14 protein-coding genes are annotated in these 20,428 nt (G+C 41.8%); 8 read left to right on the forward strand and 6 right to left on the reverse strand.

Annotated elements, in window-relative coordinates; genetic code table 11:
* Window positions 1-21: 21 nt before the first annotated feature.
* Window positions 22-867, reverse strand: coding sequence for a TetR/AcrR family transcriptional regulator (locus A6K76_RS13640; RefSeq protein ID WP_066466050.1), 846 nt, complete (start codon window positions 865-867; stop codon window positions 22-24).
* 103 nt (window positions 868-970) lie between these two features.
* On the opposite strand from A6K76_RS13640, the gene A6K76_RS13645 reads away from it, so the two are divergent.
* Window positions 971-4,066, forward strand: coding sequence for an efflux RND transporter permease subunit (locus A6K76_RS13645; RefSeq protein WP_066466052.1), 3,096 nt, complete (start codon window positions 971-973; stop codon window positions 4,064-4,066).
* Between the two features lie 159 nt (window positions 4,067-4,225).
* On the opposite strand, the gene A6K76_RS13650 is transcribed toward A6K76_RS13645, so the two are convergent.
* Both A6K76_RS13650 and A6K76_RS16835 read right to left on the reverse strand, forming a co-directional pair.
* Window positions 4,226-4,750: a GNAT family N-acetyltransferase gene (locus tag A6K76_RS13650; RefSeq protein ID WP_066466053.1), complete on the reverse strand. Its 525-nt coding sequence runs from the start codon at window positions 4,748-4,750 to the stop codon at window positions 4,226-4,228.
* 160 nt (window positions 4,751-4,910) lie between these two features.
* Entirely contained in the window at window positions 4,911-6,599 is a 1,689-nt protein-coding gene (locus A6K76_RS16835) for a methyl-accepting chemotaxis protein (RefSeq protein ID WP_066466054.1), read from the reverse strand.
* Window positions 6,600-7,194: 595 nt separating this feature from the next.
* On the opposite strand from A6K76_RS16835, the gene A6K76_RS13660 reads away from it, so the two are divergent.
* The 3 genes from A6K76_RS13660 (at window position 7,195) to ybaK (ending at window position 11,127) form a co-directional block, all read left to right on the forward strand.
* Complete coding sequence (locus A6K76_RS13660) at window positions 7,195-9,387, forward strand: DNA topoisomerase III (RefSeq protein WP_066466055.1); 2,193 nt, start codon at window positions 7,195-7,197, stop codon at window positions 9,385-9,387.
* 426 nt (window positions 9,388-9,813) lie between these two features.
* A complete protein-coding gene (locus tag A6K76_RS13665; protein WP_066466057.1) occupies window positions 9,814-10,632 on the forward strand; it encodes a putative metalloprotease CJM1_0395 family protein in 819 nt (272 codons plus the stop codon).
* A 12-nt stretch (window positions 10,633-10,644) separates the two neighbouring features.
* A complete protein-coding gene (gene ybaK, locus A6K76_RS13670) occupies window positions 10,645-11,127 on the forward strand; it encodes a Cys-tRNA(Pro) deacylase (protein ID WP_066466063.1) in 483 nt (160 codons plus the stop codon).
* A 114-nt stretch (window positions 11,128-11,241) separates the two neighbouring features.
* Here ybaK and A6K76_RS13675 read toward each other — a convergent pair whose 3' ends face one another.
* Together A6K76_RS13675 and A6K76_RS13680 are read right to left on the reverse strand one after the other, a co-directional pair.
* Window positions 11,242-13,011 carry a methyl-accepting chemotaxis protein gene (locus A6K76_RS13675; protein ID WP_066466064.1) on the reverse strand — a complete coding sequence of 590 codons (1,770 nt, stop codon included), beginning with the start codon at window positions 13,009-13,011 and terminating at the stop codon, window positions 11,242-11,244.
* 222 nt (window positions 13,012-13,233) lie between these two features.
* Window positions 13,234-13,926, reverse strand: coding sequence for a M50 family metallopeptidase (locus tag A6K76_RS13680; protein WP_066466065.1), 693 nt, complete (start codon window positions 13,924-13,926; stop codon window positions 13,234-13,236).
* Window positions 13,927-14,034: 108 nt separating this feature from the next.
* Here A6K76_RS13680 and A6K76_RS13685 point away from each other — a divergent pair, with 108 nt between their 5' ends.
* Window positions 14,035-14,973 (forward strand): bile acid:sodium symporter family protein, encoded by a 939-nt coding sequence (locus A6K76_RS13685; RefSeq protein WP_066466066.1) that lies wholly within the window; start codon window positions 14,035-14,037, stop codon window positions 14,971-14,973.
* Window positions 14,974-15,037: 64 nt separating this feature from the next.
* Here A6K76_RS13685 and A6K76_RS13690 read toward each other — a convergent pair whose 3' ends face one another.
* A complete protein-coding gene (locus tag A6K76_RS13690; protein WP_066466067.1) occupies window positions 15,038-16,216 on the reverse strand; it encodes a pyridoxal phosphate-dependent aminotransferase in 1,179 nt (392 codons plus the stop codon).
* An 85-nt stretch (window positions 16,217-16,301) separates the two neighbouring features.
* Here A6K76_RS13690 and A6K76_RS13695 point away from each other — a divergent pair, with 85 nt between their 5' ends.
* The 3 genes from A6K76_RS13695 to A6K76_RS13705 all read left to right on the forward strand — a co-directional run bounded on the left by A6K76_RS13695 (window position 16,302) and on the right by A6K76_RS13705 (window position 20,419).
* Window positions 16,302-17,096: a carbon-nitrogen family hydrolase gene (locus tag A6K76_RS13695; RefSeq protein WP_066466068.1), complete on the forward strand. Its 795-nt coding sequence runs from the start codon at window positions 16,302-16,304 to the stop codon at window positions 17,094-17,096.
* Between the two features lie 112 nt (window positions 17,097-17,208).
* Window positions 17,209-18,261, forward strand: a complete 1,053-nt coding sequence (locus A6K76_RS13700; RefSeq protein ID WP_066466069.1) for a 3'-5' exonuclease — start codon at window positions 17,209-17,211, stop codon at window positions 18,259-18,261.
* Window positions 18,262-19,276: 1,015 nt separating this feature from the next.
* Window positions 19,277-20,419, forward strand: coding sequence for an S-layer homology domain-containing protein (locus A6K76_RS13705; RefSeq protein ID WP_245672000.1), 1,143 nt, complete (start codon window positions 19,277-19,279; stop codon window positions 20,417-20,419).
* Window positions 20,420-20,428: the final 9 nt, after the last annotated feature.

Raw genomic sequence — 20,428 nt, forward strand, 5'->3', positions numbered from 1 at the left:
GGTGGTGTGAGAGGTCGGGAGTTAATCACTCCCTCCTACTCGATGTGCGAAATGCTCACGTAGCAGTGGAACGAACGTTTTTGTTTCTGCGTGCAAGCTCATCGTACTAATGAGCCCGTCTAACAGCGTAGTACAAAGCGTCGGCGTTTGTAGCTGCTCAATGAGTAAAGTAGTCGTGTTGCGCAGTAAATCGTCTTGTAGCTCGCCTACAGCTTGCTGGAGCATATCGATTGTTTGCTCTTTTGAAATACCGAGCGTTGTAGATGAAAAGAGCATATTTGGCTGAATGATAGCGATCGTTGCGTGCTGTGCGTGAATCGTGATTTTTTCGACGAGCGCTGTGCAAAGGGTGTGCAAACTTTCTGGGTGTGTATGTGAATGGAAGAAGAGCGTACCATATGAGCCGACCAATCCACGAATGAAAAATACGGTCTCGTCAACCATGTTTTGTGCAAGCGTTGGAAATTGCTTTTTCACAATGAGCTGCACTTTGGACGTAATAATATGGTCGTAGTGCGTAACGTGCTCAAGCAAGCTTTGATTAATCGTGTGAGGTACGTCAGTCATGAGTACTTTGGCGAAGCTTGCGTGCTCAGTAAAACATGTATAAATGTGAAACAAGTATTGATACAGTAAATCGTCGTTAGCATTTGCTTTAGTGACCATTGAGTCAATACTTGTGATTAAGTTTGTCATAAAGTGATGAATCATGGCTAGAATGAGCTCGTCCTTTGATTTGAAAGATAAATAAAAAGCACCTTTCGAAATGCCTGCGCGCTCGGTAATTTGCTGAACGGATGTCGCTTCAATGCCTTGGCTTGCGAACAATTCGAGGGCACTTTGTATAATAAGTTGTTTTTTGAGCATAATATGAACACCCTCCGTTGCGATTAATTGACTTTTGACCAAGTAGTCATTAGTATAAGAAATGTTCTATTGAAAGTCAAATTTCATAAAGGTAGGTGCAGTTGTGAAAGGTTTAGTAAATTTCGTGCTGAAAAATAAGCTTGCTGTATGGTTATTAACGATTATTATTACAGTCGGCGGTATTTATTCAGGTACGCGAATGAAAATGGAGTCGATTCCGGATATTTCGATTCCATACTTAATTGTAATGGGGGTTTATCCAGGGGCAACACCAGAGCAAGTAATGGAAGACGTCTCGATACCGATGGAGAAAGCGCTTGAAGGTTTAGAGGACGTGAAGGCGGTATTTTCAACATCATCATCTAACGTTGCACAAGTACAAATTGAGTATGAATACGGCGTAGATATGGATGAGAAAAAACGTGAACTACAATCAGCGGTGGATGCGATTGCGTTACCTGAGGAAGTAGAAGCGCCGTCGATCATGGCGATTAGCATGAATATGATGCCAGTTGTGGCGTTATCGGTGAGTGACAAAGATGGAGATGTTGTTTCACTTACAGAAAAAGTAGAGAAAACGGTATTACCAGCGATTGAAAAAATTGATGGTGTAGCATCTGCATCTGTAACAGGCCAGCATTTAAATGAAGTACAATTCACATATAATACTGAAAAAATGGCTGAGCTTGGTGTAACAGAGGAAAGCATTAAGCAAATGATTGAAGCGAGCGACTTATCGTTATCGCTTGGTTTATATGAGTTTGACAAAGGGGAAGAAGCTGTATCAGTTGATGGTAAAATTACGACAGTTGATGCGTTAAAGGAGTTTTTAATTCCAGTAACGCCGACAGCTGAAAATCCATCACCAGTCGTTCCACTTGGTGAGCTTGCAAAAATTAAAGTAGTAGGTAAAGTGCAATCGATCTCTCGTACAAATGGCGAGGATGCAATTGCGATTCAAATTATTAAAGCACAAACAGCGAATACTGTAACAGTCGTAAACGCGGTAAAAGATTTAATCGAAGAGCAAAAGGATGAAAACCCATCTTTAGTAATCGATGTAACACTTGACCAAGGTGAGCCGATTGAAAAATCAGTATTTGCAATGATTGAAAAAGCATTGTTCGGTGGCGCGATTGCCGTATTAATTATTTTACTATTTTTACGCGACTGGCGTTCGACAATCATTTCAATTATTTCGATTCCAGTGTCAATTTTCATGGCGTTGCTTGTTTTAAACTGGTTAGAAATTACGTTAAACATTATGACGCTCGGTGCGATTACAGTCGCAATTGGTCGTGTAATTGATGACTCGATCGTCGTAGTGGAAAACATTTACCGACGTTTACATTTAAAAGGTGAGAAGCTAACAGGTCGTGCGCTCATTCGTGAGGCGACGATTGAAATGTTCAAGCCAATTTTATCGTCAACGTTAGTAACGATTGCGGTATTCGCACCACTAATCTTCGTAGGTGGTATGGTTGGAGAGCTATTTTTACCGTTCGCATTAACGATGTCGTTTGCGCTAATCGCATCATTAATCGTAGCGATTACAATCGTTCCAGCATTATCGCATACGATGTTCTTCAAAAAGCTATATAGCGAAAAAGAAGAAAGCAACCATAAAGAAGTTGGCAAAATGGCACTTTGGTTCAAGCGCGTATTAGAGAAATGCTTAAACCATAAGTGGATTACGTCGATTTTATCGATCGCATTATTAGTCGGTTCATTAATGTTAACGCCAATTATCGGTTTCTCATTTATGGGATCAGAAGTAGAGAAAATGATGTATGTAACGTATACACCAGCAACAGGTGAAACGATGCGTGAGACGTTACACAACATTGAAGAAGTAGAAGAAGAAATGAACTTCCGTAAAGATATCGACATTACGCAACTATCAATCACGACAGAAGCAGGGGCAGACCCAGCTGCTATGATGATGGGTGGCGGCGGTGCTGGTGGCGGCTTAATGTACTTAATTTTCGATGACAGCATTTCAAATGATGCGTTCATGAAAGCACAAGATGACATTATGGCGTACTTAGAAGGCTTAGACCAATCAGGTACATGGAAGCAACAAGACTTCTCAATGGGTATGTCGTCAAACTCTGTGAGCTACACGTTCTACTCAGAAAATTTAGATGATTTATTAGCAGTGATCAAAGAAGCAGAAGAAGCGTTACAAGATGTAGACGGTTTAGAAAACGTATCATCGGATGCAGAAGATCCATACGTAGAGCACGTATTTAAAGTAGAGCAAGAAAACGTTTTACAATACGGCTTAACGACTGGTCAAATTGTGATGGCGTTATCACAAACGTCGACAAAAGAAGTGTTAACGACAGTCGAGCATGACGGTCAAGACATTGAAGTAATCGTACAGCGCGAGGCGAAAACAGCAGCGAGCAATATCGATGACGTATTAGCGACAGAAATTTCAACAGCGACAGGCGAAATGATGACAATCGGTGAGCTTGTTGATGTAGAGAAAAGTTCAACATTAACATCGTTAGCACGTTCAGAAGGTGAATATTACGCTTCTGTATCAGCAGATATTACAGAATCGGATATTTCAGGACCAACGACGGCAGCACAAGAGGAAATCGACAAAATCGATCTTCCAGAAGGTGTAACGATTAATGAAGCAGGTGTATCAGCAGACATCGCTGAAACATTTACAAAGCTTGGTGTAGCAATGGTTGCGGCAATCGCGATCGTCTACTTCATCTTAGTTGTAACATTCGGTGAAGGATTAGCACCGTTTGCGATTTTAACATCGTTACCATTTGCGGTAATCGGTTCATTCGTCGGCTTATTAATTACAGGTCAAACGATTTCAGTTTCAGTAATGATGGGTCTTCTTATGTTAATCGGTATCGTTGTAACGAATGCAATCGTACTCGTTGACCGCATTATCCAAATGGAGCAAGAAGGTATGGATATGCGCGATGCCATTTTAGAAGCGGGTGCAACTCGTTTACGTCCAATTTTAATGACAGCAATCGCAACAATTGGTGCAATGATGCCAATGGCCGTATTAGATGGCGGTGGCGGTTTAATTTCAAAAGACTTAGCAGTAACAGTAATCGGCGGTTTATTCTCGTCTACATTACTAACGTTAATCGTCGTGCCAGTTGTGTACGAAGTGTTATCGAAGCTATTTAAGAAAAACCGTAAAGATGTGCAAGATAACTAAATAACATGAAAAGCCGCAGAGAACTGTATCGTTTTCTGCGGCTTTTTTGGCGTTTCAAGTAAGTTAACATCGAATTGGGCGAGCTCTCCACTAGCAATGCGAGCTACAAAAATCGACAAAAAAAGCAGTAGAAGAACATCACGTCCCTCTACTACTACATCAACCGTACAATCGCTCGTAATCACGCTTTAACATGCTCATATGTATTTCATCAACGAAGCGTCCGTTATAGTACGTCGCCTCACGTGCAATGCCTTCCATCATAAAGCCAACTTTCTCATACACATGCTTTGCGCGCGGGTTGTACGCAAGCACTTCCAGCTCTAGACGGTTTAGCTGCACGTCCTCAAACACGTAACGAATGAAGTGGAGCATCGCCTCTGTGCCGTAGCCTTTATCTGCATCGTGCAGCGAATGAAGCATAATGCGCATCGCCCCGCGCTTGTTTCGTTCATCTACATCTAGCAGCGACACTTCACCAAGCATCGCGTCCGTTGTCGTATCGCAAATCGCAAAGTCCATGCGCGAGCGATCACTAGAGGAACGTATAATGAATTGCTCAATCGCCTCGACCGTAAAGCGCTCGGTCGTACTTGTGTAATAGCGAATTTCCTCGTCCTCGGTTGCGGCGTGAATTTGTGTCGCATCTTGCATTTGTAGCGGGCGTAAATATACACGGTTCATGTGAATCACTCCTTTTGTCGTTTGTTTCTATTGTAGAGGAAAATGACGAAAAGTACGTCAAAAATATGTAAGTCGTCGTTGCGAAAAGCGAGAGAAATGCGCATATATGGAAGAAGCAAAAACAGGCACTCATTCGTGAGATGCCTGTTTTTTGTATGATTTAAATTGTAAAGCGTTTTGTAAGGGCTTCTTGTTCTAGCGAGCGGTTAGTAAGCTCATCTGAAATTTCTCCAAGCTGTGCCATAACATCTGCCATGCCAAGTGTTGCAGTTGTGACATCATCAAGCTGCTCTGATTCGGTTTCAATTGCACGTGCCATATCACTAATTGAAGCAGAAACTTCCTCCGCTGAAGCAGAAAGCTCCTCTGTTACTGCAGAAACTTCTGTAATTTCATGTTGTATGCGGGCAAACGCTGTGGAAATATCGTGGAACGTTTGACCAGCAGACTCAATCGTTTTTACACCCACTTGTACGGATAGATCGTTTTGTACAATGGTATTTTCCATGCGTTTTGTCGATTGTTGGATTTCTTCAATTAATGAACCAATTTGAACCGCTGATGTTTTCGATTGTTCTGCTAATTTGCGCACTTCGTCGGCAACAACGGCGAATCCTTTGCCCGCTTCACCTGCACGTGCCGCTTCAATGGCCGCATTTAATGCAAGTAAATTTGTTTGGTCCGTAATATCTGAAATAACTTGAATAATTTTTGTAATCTCGTCCGATTGTGATGCAAGCGTGCGAATTTGAGCCGTCGTTTCATTCGATTTATCCGAAATATCCGCCATTTGTTCTGCTAAATTCAAGATTGCACTTTGCCCTGTTGATGATAGTTGAACAGACTCAACTGCGACTTCTTGCAAGCTTTGTGTCGCTTCTGCAATCCGCTGCACACCACTTGCAGTTTCATCCATCGCAAGTGCTGCATCATTTGCAATCGCCACGTTATTTTTCGCCAACGATAACACATCTTGAATGTTTTCTTGAATAACTGTACTACTTTCATTCGTTTGCTGTAAGCTTTCGTCCATTGTTGTTGCGGTTTGCTGTACATTTTCAACGCCTGACTTAATCGAACCAATGACATCGCGTAACGACTCTTTCATCGTGTTAAATGCTGTCGCAAGGTTTTCAATTTCATCCTTCGTGCGAATATCGATATTAGGAGATGATAAGTCACCTGCTGATACTTTTTGTACGGCATCATTTAGTTGATTAATCGGTGCTGTAATCGTTTTACGTAAGTAGGATAATAGGGCAATCGTTGCTAAAATGATGATAACAACAAGCACTATACCAACGATCGTTGTTGTAGTAGCTGTTTTTGTATTTTCAGTATTCGCAATCGCTAAGCGCTCCGCAAAGGCATCTTGAATCGCGAGTCCTTCTGTATCGAGTGCCATTGCTGCTTTAATACCAGTTGAAAACAATACTTCGCGTGCTTCTTCTGGTTTACCTTCATCTACAAGTGCGACGATACTAGCCATTTCGTCTTTAAACGTTTGAAATGCGCTTTCGAGTGAAGCGATTGTATTTGCTGAAACCGTATCGGCGCTAGCAGCTTGTTCATTCATTGAATCCATAAACGCATCAATCTCTTGCATACCTACTTCATAAATGTCTCTACCTTCCTCTTGTCCAGCTGTATATGCTTGTACTTGGTAAGCAATACGTGTTAAGACGATTGAAATGTCTGCAGTTGACAGGAGTGCAGGGGTTAACGTATCGATGCTATTTGTGTACACCTTGTCTAGACGCTGCAGTTGCATAATAAAGTTACCACTAACTAAAATAGTAAGTACGACCATTACACTAAAAACAATTGTTAATTTTCGATTAATGGACATGAAAATCCTCCTTGATTAGTTATACTGAAAAACAATTTTATTATGTATAAAGGTTAGATATATTTCTTTTTATACAGTTCTAAATACTTGTATTATTTCCATTTATACAGCAGTTCAAACATTTGGAATGTCAACGCTAAACTGGACAAAAATTATCGGGGTTGCTGCTTGAATTTCATAGGCGTTAAATCATATTCTTTGGCAATATCCGCACGCGTCTATCCATTTTCATTGAGCTTCATCATTTGCAGTTTAAATTCGGCTGTATACGTTTTTCGTTGACGTGTCATCAAAGCACGCTCCCTCAATTTAGTAGTTTAAGTTTACTTGTTTTGACTCTTTACGATAACTTAAGGTTACAAAAACGGTTTAGGCATGAGCCGATGCGAACGCTAATGATGGCAATAGTCGTCTTGTTCGCCAAAGTCTAAAGGAAAGCAAGATAGTGTCTTTATATTGTACCTAACCAGCAATATCGGTTGATGGGAGAGTAAAGAAGAAATCTTTTATACTTTAGAACCCCACTCATTTATAGGTGGGAGCGTCAGTTGTGGTATATTTAATATTATAGATGTAAGTAAAGGAGTATGAAAAAATGGCAAAAAGTTTAGTAATTGCCGAAAAACCATCCGTTGCACGTGATATTGCAAACGTATTGAAATGTACGAAAAAAGGAAACGGGTTTTTAGAAGGCGACAAATATATCGTCACGTGGGCGCTTGGACATTTAGTGACGCTTGCAGATCCAGAAACGTATGATGTGAAATACAAAACGTGGAATTTAGAAGATTTACCGATGCTGCCTGACAAAATGAAGCTCGTTGTCATGAAGCAAACAGGGAAGCAGTACAATGCGGTAAAATCACAGTTAACGCGCGGTGATGTAAATGAAGTCATTATCGCAACAGATGCAGGACGTGAAGGAGAGCTTGTCGCACGTTGGATTATCGAAAAAGCGAACGTGAAAAAGCCGCTGAAACGTTTATGGATTTCATCTGTAACGGATAAGGCGATTAAAGAAGGGTTTGCGAACTTAAAGCCAGGGCAAGCGTATGAAAATTTATACCATGCTGCAGTTGCGCGTAGTGAAGCGGACTGGTATATCGGTTTAAATGCGACGCGTGCATTAACGACGCGCTTTAACGCACAATTAAACTGCGGTCGTGTGCAAACACCAGTAGTTGCAATGGTCGCTGCACGTGAGGACGAAATTAAAAACTTCAAGCCACAAACGTATTACGGCATTGAAGCGAAAACGAAAGATAACTTGAAGTTAACGTGGCAAGACGCAAAAGGCAATAGCCGTAGCTTTGACAAAGATAAAATTGATGCGATTGTGAAAAAACTTGGCAACAATAACGCACAAGTAGTTGAAATCGAGCGCAAGCCGAAAAAATCATTCGCTCCAGGTTTGTATGATTTAACGGAGCTTCAGCGTGACGCGAACAAAATTTTCGGTTACTCAGCAAAAGAGACGTTAAACATTATGCAAAAGCTATACGAGCAGCACAAAGTATTAACGTATCCACGTACGGATTCACGCTTTATTTCAAGCGATATTGTCGGCACGTTACCAGAGCGTTTAAAAGCGTGTGGCATCGGCGAATATCGTACGTTTGCGAACAAAATTTTAACGAAGCCAATTAAAGCGACGAAAGCGTTTGTGGACGATGCGCGCGTATCAGACCACCATGCGATCATTCCGACAGAGGAGTACGTGAACTTTGCGAACTTCAACGATAAAGAGCGCAAAATTTACGATTTAGTCGTGAAACGTTTTTTAGCTGTGTTATTCCCAGCGCATGAGTTTGAGCAATTGACGTTACGTGCGAAAATTGGCGATGAGCAATTTGTCGCCAAAGGAAAAACGATTACAGTTGCAGGTTGGAAAGAAGTATACGAAAACCGCTTTGATGATGAAGAATCAAACGATGATATGAAGGAGCAAGTTTTCCCGCGTATCGACAACGGCACGACGTTAAACGTGCAATTAATTGCGCAAACGTCAGGGCAAACGAAGCCACCAGCACGTTTCACCGAGGCAACGTTACTGTCAGCGATGGAAAACCCGACGAAATATTTACAAACGAACGATAAGCAATTAGCCGAAACGTTAAAATCAACAGGCGGGCTTGGCACAGTAGCAACGCGCGCAGACATTATCGACAAACTATTTAACTCGTTTATGATCGAGCAGCGCGGTGGTAAAGACATTTATATTACGTCAAAAGGTCGTCAGCTACTTGATCTAGTACCAGAGCAGCTGCGTTCACCTGAAACGACAGCACAGTGGGAACAAAAGCTGGAGCTGATCGCTAAAGGGAAACTGAAAAAAGAAGTATTCATTAACGAAATGAAGCAGCATACGCAAAAAATCGTAGCCGAAATTAAGGCGAGCGATAAAAAATATAAGCACGACAACATTTCAACGAAGTCATGCCCAGATTGCGGCAAGCCGATGCTTGAAGTAAACGGCAAGCGCGGCAAAATGCTCGTATGCCAAGACCGCGACTGCGGACATAAGAAAAATGTAGCACGTGTCACGAATGCACGTTGCCCACAATGTAAGAAAAAGCTTGAGCTACGCGGCGAGGGCGACGGACAAATTTTTGTATGTAAATGCGGTCACCGTGAGAAGCTATCTGCATTTGAAGCGCGTCGTAAAAAAGAAGGCGGCGGTAAAGTCGATAAGCGCAGCGTACAAAAATTCATGAAAGAGCAACAAAAAGAAGCGGAGCCAATTAACAACGCATTTGCGGATTTGTTAAAAGGCATGAAGTTTGATTAAATTTATATAACAGAGCCATTAATGAGAATGTAAAAAGTCTCATTAGTGGCTTTTTCGTTTTACCCCTAAATAAAAGGGAATAGTATACAAATACCCTAATTATGACCACCATCTATGCTAGTAGCTTGAGCGACATGAACAAATAACACGATTTTACGAAGTGCAAAATGACTAATATTGTATATTTTTGTGTGAGTAAAAAATCATTATTTATAGATAATTTTAGATTTTTTATTTATTTTTAGGAGTAAATACTTATGTGAAGATATATTTTTTATTTATAAACTTTCACTAGTAATTTGTAATTATTTTTACAATTTCGTTCATTTCATCATTTTTTCACATTCTGTCTACGAAACATTTTTGGTAAACTAGGTGAAAGAATAATGGACATATAGCGACCAGAACAGAAAGGAGGACATTTGTATGAAAATTTCATCGTTAATGATACAAGACCGTCAATCACAGTCCCAAACGTTAGAGGAGCGCCGTAAAGCAATAGGGCGTAAAGACGCAGGACAAGCGTACCGTAAAAGCGCAGAATATTTTGGAGAAAAGCGCAACGATGCGTTAAAAGCATTAGAGGACTTACTATCAGGGAAGCTCGATAAAGAGACGAACAGCGATGTAACGGATAAGCCAAGATCGAAGGAAGAAGAGCTTAAGCAACCAGAAGTACAGCAGGAAATTAAGCAGCTTCGACAAACGGATAAAGAAATTCGTGCGCATGAGCAGGCACATAAAGCAGTAGGTGGCTCATTAGCAGGGCCGGTTAGCTACGAATATACGACAGGGCCAGACGATAAGCAATATGCGGTAGCAGGCGAGGTGCCAATTAACGCGCCGCAAATGGAAGATAAGGAAGAGATGCTGACGATTTTGGAGAAAGTTCGTCAAGCAGCACTTGCACCAGCAGAGCCATCTGCACAAGATTTACGTGTAGCAGCAAACGCATCAGCGCAAATTCAGCAGCTTCGTGGGGAAGTAATGCGAGAAGATGCTGTTGAAGAAACGGAAGAAATTCCTGATTATGTAACTGCTTCGACGAAAATCGATATTCCAGAGCGTTTCACACGCGAGCAGCAGCTAGATGGCTCGAAGGAAACAGCATTTGATAAAGACTATTCGCAAATATTAGCAGAGCGTAAAAAGCTATTAGCGTTAAACAACTACCAATCTCATATGACAATGGTGAAAAACGGTTACCGCGATCCACTAGAATCGAAACTATCACTCATTGCGTAAGGGGCTGTCATATTGGCAAACAAGATACAAAAGACGAACGCGATTCGTCTCGTAGAACAACAAAAGGTCGCGCATGACATATTTCAATACGATGTAGACCGAGACAATGTAGACGGCATAACGGTTGCACAAAAAATTGGGCATCGCACCGACGAAGTGTTTAAAACGCTCGTTGCTACAGCCGGCACATCGAAATATTTCGTGTTCGTTATTCCGGTACAAGCAGAATTAAATTTAAAGCTAGCGGCAAAAGTCGTTGGCGAGAAAAAAGTGGAGATGCTGCCGGTGAAGGAGCTGCTCGGGCTGACAGGCTACGTGCGTGGCGGCTGTTCACCGATCGGCATGAAAAAGCTATTTCCGACTGTGATTGATGCATCGGCACAAGCATTGCCGCACATGATCGTCAGTGCAGGGAAGCTCGGTATGCAAATGCAGCTGGCGGTGGATGACTTAGCGCGTTTAACGAAGGCGACGATTGCACCGATTACACAATGATGTGAGATATAGCTCCGTTTAAGACAAAATAAAGCGTTATCGGAAATATGAATTTTTCCGATAACGCTTTTTTGCTATTTTGCTACGCTCCGTCATCGTAACGTTTTTTACGTGTCAGGAAGCGGGCTTCACTGTCGTTAAGTCGTATTTCGATGTCATGTCGTCTAAGTTTTGCACGAATGATGATAAATCGTTTACTGTGTGCTGAAGAGATGTTACCGTCGTTTCTTGTACATCAACGGCTGCTACGACGTGTTGCGTTTCTGCTAATACTTGCGTTGATGCAACAGTTGATTCGTGTAGGGCGCCGTGCACTTCCTGCATACTTTGATGCATTTCCTCTGTCGTGATCGTAACTTCGCTTACGCGTGATTGTACATGTTTTGCTGCTTGTAGCACGTCTCGTAAATTGTCGCTAATCGCTGTTACGAGTGCGGCACTTTCTGTAACTTCGCTCGTGCTATGCTCCATGCTCGTTAATACTTGTTGTGTTACATCTTTAAAATCTAAAATGTGTGTGCGAATATCCTCAGCTGATGATTTCGTCATTTCTGCAAGCTTTTTCACCTCGCCCGCAACGATCGAGAATCCTTTACCAGCTTCACCGGCACGCGCTGCTTCGATTGCGGCGTTTAATGCAAGTAAGTTCGTTTGCTCGGCGATGTTTTGGATTACAGTAATCATGTCTTCGATTGATGTGTAGCGTGCTGATAAAACGTTAACGTTATTCGCTGTTTCGACAACTGATGAAGCGACTTTCGTTACTTTCGTTGATACGGCATTCGCATCGTCTGCATTTTTTTCGATTAATGAAGATGCTTGCTGTAAGCTTTCGACTACTTCCTCGACCGATTGTGTAATGCTCGTTACACCTTCGTCTAACGCTTCCATCGCTTGGAACGATTCCTCCGCTAAACGTTGCTGCTGCTCCATACTACCGTTAATTCCTTGCACGCTCGTTTTTAGCTGACGCTGTGCTTCATCTACTTGAGTTGACGTGCTGTTTAACGAGTTCGTCGCATCGTTCATTCCTTGAGCCATCGTCGTTAAATCGGCAATCATCGTATGCACATGCTCAATTGCAGATGTGAAATCTTTGGCGAATGTCGAAATGTCGTCGTTGTTTGACGTGTCGATGCTATGTGCTGTTTGAAGTGCTTGTTCGATTGCACCTGCTTCTAGTTCGTTTGCAGCGATTCGCATTTTTTCAACGGGCTTCAACGATTTGGCCACGTATAAATAAATAGCACTAATGCTTAGTAAGCTCATTACGATAATGATACCGATAATTAGTGGTAACGTCGTTGTAAGTGAAGCGCTTTGAATCGTTTGGATAAATGACACTTCTTCGTCAACACCGACAATGGCGAATGTGTTACCTGAGCTATCTTTTAATGGTACGTAATTTGATAGGAAGTTACCCCAACCTTCAGCCTCGACAAATTCTGTATACGAGCCTTCTTGCTGTAAATTTCGCTCAATTAATGCGTAATCGATCGCATCCGCCTCATCTCCATATCCGTAAGTTTCATCACTCGTTAAATCACCTGCATCGACAAGTACTCGGTTTAAAATGCCTTCTGGTGCCGGTGCTACAACATATAAATACGTAATTTTGTTAGCTTCTAATAATGTCGTTAATTGTTGCTGAAGTTCGTTATATAATGTTTCGTCATACGTGTTCGCGAGCGTTTCGTATTTCGTCGCATCGAGCTGGTCTGCAATATGTGCGACTGTCATCGTATTGTTTTCGGAAATCGTATGTTGGATGACGTTGTTGATTGTCATATAAACGACGAAGCCAATTGAGATAGTTAATAATAGAATGACGGCGACTAATATATAGAAAAAGCGTTTTTGTAAGCTTGATGTTTGGTTAATCATAATAATCTCTCCTCTTAGCTGTTTGTTACATATAAAATACCTTCTAAATGATAAAAATAAACGCTTCTTTAAGTCTAAATAACTAATTCGTTCTTTCGGATTGTAACGTAAAAAAATAAAATTAGGTAGCAGGACGTTTTATTGCATGAAAAAAATGCTTTTTCCATGAAAAAAGTGAATTTCATAGAAAAAGCAAATTAAATTAGTTCATTTTCAGTTTTTTTACAAAATAAAATAATATAAAATACTCCCACTAATGACGATGTTGTGCACGAAAAAGACGATTCCCCATACTTGTGCTGGTATTTTCGTTTCATTTGCTAGCACATGAGCGTCGTGATAAAGTCTCGGTTCATGCCACGCCAGCAGTAAAATACGATAGCCTCCATAAAGCGCTGCAACGAAAAGTAACGCGACGAAAAAGTAGCTAACGTGTAAAATGAACCATGTAGGTGTGTACAATAACGTGACAGCAAGCAAGCTAATGAAGCCGAGCAGCCAAAAAAAGCCGTACATATTACGAATAAATACGAATGAAAATATTGCGATCATGAGATAACCATATAGTGCAAACGCCGCATGAAAATGGATTAGCCAAATGAACAAAAAGGAAATGTAACACGGCAGCGTATAGCCAGCGAGTGTCGTTAAAATGCGTGAAAACTTTTTTGACGACGTGCTAACGACACTGCCGCTTAAATTATGATGTAGTGTAATTTTTTTGATGCGCCCAGACGTAATGAGCGCAACGATTGCATGTGAAAATTCATGCACGAGCGTGTAAGGCACTTCAACAACTTGCTTCACCGCGATAATGAGGCGGTTGCGATAGCCGAAGTGGTATAAAATATATTCTAAAAACGTTACTGCGATTGCGATGGCGCAGTAAAGTGTAAACAAGTACATATTGAACATTAAAACACCCCCTTCAACTATTGTAAAAAATACAAACAGTTACTACAAGTGCATGCAAAGAACTGTTCAAAAAGGTGTATAATAAAGGGCAGAAAATGAGGTGTTTTGATGATTTCTCGCATCAATCAATGGCTTCAAAAAATGATGCCGATTTTTACACCGCTTAGTTTAGTAATCGGTGTGCTACTCGATGAATGGATGATTCCGCTACTATTTTTAGTGCCGTGGCTATTTGCGTTCATGACGTTTGCGGGCAGTTTGACGATGAACTTGTCTGCGTTCAAAAGCTTTCGTCGCTATAGCGTTATCATTGTCGTAACGATTGCGTTTTTACATATTGTGATGCCGCTTTGGGCGTATTTCATCGCCGAGTTGTTATTTAACGATCCACTTTATACGATTGGCTTCGTGCTTGCAGTCGCTGTACCGACAGGCGTGACGAGCTTCATTTGGGCAGCTGTAACACGTGGCAATTTAGCGCTATGCTTGTCGATTATTTTAATTGATACGGTGCTGTCGCCGCTTGTCATGCCAGGGCTTGTGCATATTGTGGCAGGCGACACGATTCACGTCGATATTTGGCCGATGATGGTCGATTTACTGCTTATGATTGTTCTGCCGTCAATTGCCGGTGTGCTCGTCAACGAATGGACGGACGCGCGTGTTAGTAAAACGATGGCTGCGACGTTTGCGCCATTTTCGAAAATTAGTTTATTTTTAATTGTCATGATTAATAGTAGTGCAATTGCGCCGTATGTCGAAAATATTACGTGGGAGCTAGCAAAAATTATTGCGGTCGTGTTTTTCGTTGCGCTATCTGGCTACGTCATTTGTTACGTAGTAGGGAAGCTCGTATGGAAAGATGAGGAGCTCGTCGTGACGTTTGTGTTTACAGGTGGTATGCGAAACATTTCTGCTGGTGTTGTGCTTGCTACGACGTATTTTCCAGGGAAGGTTGTCATGCCAGTCGTCTTTGGCATGCTGTTTCAACAAATACTCGCCTCGCAGTTTCATCGTTTGCTTATGAAGCGGCAGGAGCGTGCATAAAAAATGAAAAGCTGTGCTAAACGGGGAATGTAACGTTGGCACAGCTTTTCGTATTCGTTATCGTTTATTTCACCGCGGCGTGCAATAAGTTTTTCGCTTCGACGCGTGCGATGAATTCACATAAGCGCTCTTCTGAAACGAGTAAGCCGACGCGCACGTAACCTTCGCCGTATTCGCCAAAGCCGTTACCCGAAGCGACTGCTACGTCACATTCATTAAGCAGTGCGTCCGCAAATTGTGCGCTCGTATAGCCTTCAGGAACGCGCAGCCACGCGAAAAATGATCCTGTTGGTGCTGTAATGTTCCAGCCGATGCGATGCGCTTCTTCAACGAGCACGTTGCGACGGCGTTCATATAAATCGCTTAGTTCATCAAGCTCGTGCAGCTCCTTCGTTAATGCGGCAACTCCTGCGTGCTGAATAGCAGGGAAAATGCTGCAAAACAGGTGGTCTTGAATTAAGTTAATCGCGGCAATGATGTCTTTGTTGCCGACCGCAAAGCCGATGCGCCAGCCTGCCATGTTAAACGACTTCGATAGTGTGTACATTTCAACGCCGACATCTTTTGCACCTTTTGCTTGCAGGAAGCTTACTGGTCGCTTGCCATCAAAGCCGATTGCACCGTACGCAAAGTCGTGTGAAATCGCGATGTTATGCTTTTTCGCAAGTGCGACCGTTTCCTCGAAAAATTCAAGTGTCGCCGTTGCACCAGTTGGGTTGTTCGGGTAATTTAAGTACATGAGCTTTGCTTGCTCAAGCGTTTCAGCATCAAGCTTCGTATAGTCTGGTAAAAAGTCGTTGTCCGCAGTGAGTGGCATCGTTTTCATTTCGGCACCAGCAAGCACGACGCCCGATAAATAGTCAGGGTAGCCTGGGTCTGGTAGCAGCATGACGTCACCTTCGTTTAGCAGCGCCATTGGCAACTCAACTAAACCGATTTTCGTACCGCCTAAAATCGCCACTTCCGTTTGTGGGTCGATGTCGACGTTGTATGTAGTTTTGTAAAAGTCTGCTGCGGCAATGCGAAGCTCCTCGATACCACGAAACGGTGAGTACTTATGCGTTTGTGGATTTTGTGCCGCCTCTTGAAGCGCTGCAATAATGTGCTGTGGTGTCGGCTGGTCAGGATTACCTTGCCCTAAATTAATAATGTCGCGTCCTTGTAATAGCGCTGCGTTCACCTTTTGTACGAGTGCAGCGAAAAATTGATCAGGTAGTTGTTGTAGTTTTCGTGAAAATTCCATGCGTTTTCCTCTTTTTCCGAATATAATGAAAATAATAAGATTAATGATAGTATTTTTCATACAAAAAGTCTAGGTGGTGCACAATATGAAAATCGGATGTATTCAAATGAATATGGGGTTTGGTAAAGTCGAGCAAAACTATGAGCGTGCAGAGGTGCTCATTCGTCAAGCAGCAGAGCAGGGCGCTGAAATCATCGTATTACCGGAAATGTGGAACTCAGGCTATGCGCTTGAGCAATTAGATGAGCTAGCAGATGTACACGGTGAGCGCACGCAAGCATTTTTATCCGCTTTATCGAAGGAGCTTGGCGTACATATTGTCGGTGGCTCGGTATCGACGAAGGAAGAGGACGGCTTCTACAATACGATGTATACTTACAACAAAGATGGCGAAAAAGTCGGCACGTACAATAAAGCGCATTTATTCCGCTTAATGGACGAGCATTTACATTTGCAGGCGGGCGACAAAATGAATCGCTTCGCACTTGGTGACATTGAAGCGGCCGGTGTTATTTGCTATGACATTCGATTCCCTGAATGGCTGCGCGCACATGCATTAGCCGGCGCAAAAGTGCTGTTCGTATCAGCGCAATGGCCGACGCCGCGCATCGATCATTGGAAAACGTTATTGCAAGCACGTGCGATTGAAAACCAATGTTTCATTATCGCCGTCAACCGCATTGCGAACAAAAAGGAAAACTTCAACGGACAATCGATGGTGATTGAGCCGTGGGGAGATGTGCTTTGGGTCGGTGGCGATGACGAAGAGCTCGCAATTATTGATGTTGATTTCTCTGTTGTCGATGAAATTCGCGCACGCATTCCGGTATACGACGACCGTCGCCCAAGCTTATACGAGGATGTTGTGACGGTAAAATAATACCGATTGTAAAAAAATCATTCGAAGCCGCATCGTTTCGAATGGTTTTTTTATGCGACGTTTTGTTTTCTATCATTTTCCAAATAAATTATAATAGAGGAGAGGTGATGATATGAACGGAGCAATGATTTTTGTTGATTTCGAATTTCAAGCAGAGCGCGGTATGCCGTTAAAGCTTATTGAAATCGGGGCGGTGCGTATACATAACGGGGAAGTCGCTACATTTAGCTCGCTCGTACGCCAAAAAGGAATTCAAGCAGAGGTGCTAGCATTTACACGCATTCAACGTGAACAATTACAGAAAGCACCGCTATATCAAGACGTCTCGGAGCAGTTTATCGAATTTGCGGGTAATGCCCCGACGTTTATTTTTTTTAGCTCACAAGACCGTGAAATTTTTTACGCCAATCGTTTTTGGGAGGAGCTCGTTGCTAGCAGTAGGCTCATTGATTATCAAGAAAAGCTAATGGTGCATTTAAATGAGCTTCGGAAGCCTTCACTCGTCGCATTGCTCGCACAGTATGACGTCCAGCATGAAGTACAGCACCGCGCGTTAAGCGATGCTGAGGCGCTGCGCAAACTTTACATCGCGTCAAACGGTGATGCTATTATTGAAGCGCAGCAAACGACAAAGCTATTTGCACCGTTTGTACGTCGTTCGTTTGACAATCGACGAGAAACAATTTCAGTAACGCTATACGAATATGATGTGTTAACGAAGGATCGGCAAACGTATACATGGCATTTTATAGTACCGCAGCAGGAGGTCGAAGTAGAAATTGAGCTGTCACATAGCGGCCTACTTAGTTCGATGCGCACGACGGTCATCGAAAAACAGCTGCTATACGGGCGCACAGCAGAAAGCGAAGCAGCATTCGTACAAATTAATGAGCAACTTACAGATGGCGCGTTGTTTGCACCGAGTGAGCGCTGCGGTTTAATGAATGTTTTTTTTGACTACGGCATGACGCTTCGAAAATGCACGCTATTGCCATATTATTTACTTGAAGGGCATACGTATAATAAGGAGCAAACGGAGCGCGTCTCTAAAATGATGAAAAATGCGCACTATCGAACGACGACGCTAAACGGAGCGATTTTTGACGTCCTTGAGCAATACGAAGATCAACTGCTACGTTATATGACCGAAACAGCACTTATATAATAACGCGAAACTAGTAGAGGGAGCAGCACTGTTTCTTCTAGTAGTTTTTTTCATTTTCTCATCATAGTAGAAGCAAGATATATATTCAAGATATATATTAATGAAGACAGAAAATTCTGTTTAAACAACAGTAGAACGATTACGAAAAAGGACGACGAAAACACAAAATATAACTAACAATATCAAAAAAATATCACTAGCTATCGGCGTATTTACTCGTAAAACGATTGTGTGAAGTATTTGTGAAAAAATGCACAAATACAAAATTGTTATTGGATTTTTCATGTTTGTTTATTAAACGTTCGCGCATACTAAACGGCAATATTGTTAGCACTATGTAACGTTTGGTGCTAATCTTTCGTTTATTCATCGATTGTTTTTCATCGTTCGGTAAATGATTTTATCGATTTTTATATGCGGAAAATAAACGTTATTATTATTTTGATATATAAAAATGTCCATGCAGGGAATGACTTACATTTGTTAGTTCGAATGTAATGAACTTAGCATACGGGTAATATTTTCATTAACGGAGCGTCGGAATGCTATATATGATAATAATGCCGCAATTAAATCACAAGCAGCACAATCATTTCGCCAGTTTGAAAGCGGCGTGATTATTATTTCAAAAACAATGTCTATTGGATTAGGTCAGATGTTCCAATTTACAAAAAAACGCACGTAAACAATGTAAGAAAAATAGGTTGAGTAAAATAATGGTATTTTATTGAGGGATTTTACCTTCCAAATATGAATAGCTAAATACAGTAGAAATAAATGAGGAAATGATAAATGGGAGCTGTCTATTCAAATAGCAAACCTAAAAATGTTAAAAAAACGTCTGAATATCTATTTTTTATTATGATTAGTTCGAAAGTCTTTTATTACTTTTGCGTATAATTTCTGTTAGTTACGAGACTATTTGCTCTTTTTTAAAAAGTAGGTAAAAATGTCTATTTTATTTGCTATAATGAATAAAAAGGATGACGGGAGAGGTGAATGCAAAGTGAAACGAATGAAAACGATTGGGCGAATTGCTGCATTTACAATGATGCTCGCTGTATTTCCAAACGTAACATCAGCAGCCTCATTTACAGATGTATCAGCAAAGCACGGAGCGAAGCAAGAAATCGAATATTTAGTAGATAAAGGTGTTATTAAAGGCTTCCAAGATGGGACGTTTAAGCCGCAAAAAGAAGTAACGAAAGCCAATGTCGCAACGATGTTAGCACGTGCATTAAAATTAGACTTAACAAATGTAAAAAATCCAAACTTACCAGACGTACCGACAACACATACTTCATATAAAGAGATCGCCGCGGTAGTGAACGCAGGCTTCATGCCAGGTGGCGAATTTAAACCATACGCAGCGATTACACGCGGTGAAATGGCACGTGCGATTACAAATGCATTCGGCTTAAGTGGTGATGGGCGCGTATCATTTAGTGACGTAAATAGCCAATATTGGGCGTATAAATATATTGATGCATTAGCGACGAACGGCATTACGATCGGTTACGAGGACGGAACATTCCGCCCAGCCGCGTCATTAACACGCGCGCAGTTCTCAAGCTTTTTAGCACGTGCGTTAGATCCAGCATTTGTGAAGAAAAATGATGCATCGGGAGTTTCCACTATTCCAACAGTGTCAGCATCGAAAAAGCCTGCTGGAACAGTAAGCTTTAACTTCAACGAAAACTATATTTACACATATTCAACGCGCACGATTGCAGGTGGCGATCAATGGCATAACGAAGAAATGAAAGCAATCGGCAAAAACGGCGATGGTTGGATGGTTTGGGAAATGAACGTAGCGAAAAAGGCGACATACAAATTCCAAACACGCAATACGACGAACAACTTCGAATACACATTGCCACAAGCAGCAACTTCTGTAGGTGGGCACGTTTACCAGCTACCATATGACGCAGAAATCGGTAGCACATGGGAGCATAAAGGTATTTCGTATAAGCTAGTAGCGATTAAAAACACGCATACTACGAAAGCTGCGACGTTTAAAAATGTTTACGTCGTTGAATCGATTGAAAACAATAAAAAGATGCAAACATATTATGCGAACGATTTCGGTGAGATTTTAAAATTAACGGCTGACGGACAAGTACAGCGCGAATTAATTCGTATTAAATTAGTGCATTAAAAAACTCCT

The organism is Caryophanon latum, assembly GCF_001700325.1.
GTDB classification, from domain to species: Bacteria; Bacillota; Bacilli; order Bacillales_A; family Planococcaceae; genus Caryophanon; species Caryophanon latum.

Coding starts and splice junctions, on each gene's coding strand:
- A6K76_RS13640 (WP_066466050.1), bottom strand. CDS start 867: ATGCTCAAAAAACAACTTATTATACAAAGTGCCCTCGAATTGTTCGCA.
- A6K76_RS13650 (WP_066466053.1), bottom strand. CDS start 4,750: ATGAACCGTGTATATTTACGCCCGCTACAAATGCAAGATGCGACACAA.
- A6K76_RS16835 (WP_066466054.1), bottom strand. CDS start 6,599: ATGTCCATTAATCGAAAATTAACAATTGTTTTTAGTGTAATGGTCGTA.
- A6K76_RS13660 (WP_066466055.1), top strand. CDS start 7,195: ATGGCAAAAAGTTTAGTAATTGCCGAAAAACCATCCGTTGCACGTGAT.
- A6K76_RS13665 (WP_066466057.1), top strand. CDS start 9,814: ATGAAAATTTCATCGTTAATGATACAAGACCGTCAATCACAGTCCCAA.
- A6K76_RS13675 (WP_066466064.1), bottom strand. CDS start 13,011: ATGATTAACCAAACATCAAGCTTACAAAAACGCTTTTTCTATATATTA.
- A6K76_RS13680 (WP_066466065.1), bottom strand. CDS start 13,926: ATGTTCAATATGTACTTGTTTACACTTTACTGCGCCATCGCAATCGCA.
- A6K76_RS13685 (WP_066466066.1), top strand. CDS start 14,035: ATGATTTCTCGCATCAATCAATGGCTTCAAAAAATGATGCCGATTTTT.
- A6K76_RS13690 (WP_066466067.1), bottom strand. CDS start 16,216: ATGGAATTTTCACGAAAACTACAACAACTACCTGATCAATTTTTCGCT.
- A6K76_RS13695 (WP_066466068.1), top strand. CDS start 16,302: ATGAAAATCGGATGTATTCAAATGAATATGGGGTTTGGTAAAGTCGAG.
- A6K76_RS13700 (WP_066466069.1), top strand. CDS start 17,209: ATGAACGGAGCAATGATTTTTGTTGATTTCGAATTTCAAGCAGAGCGC.
- A6K76_RS13705 (WP_245672000.1), top strand. CDS start 19,277: ATGAAAACGATTGGGCGAATTGCTGCATTTACAATGATGCTCGCTGTA.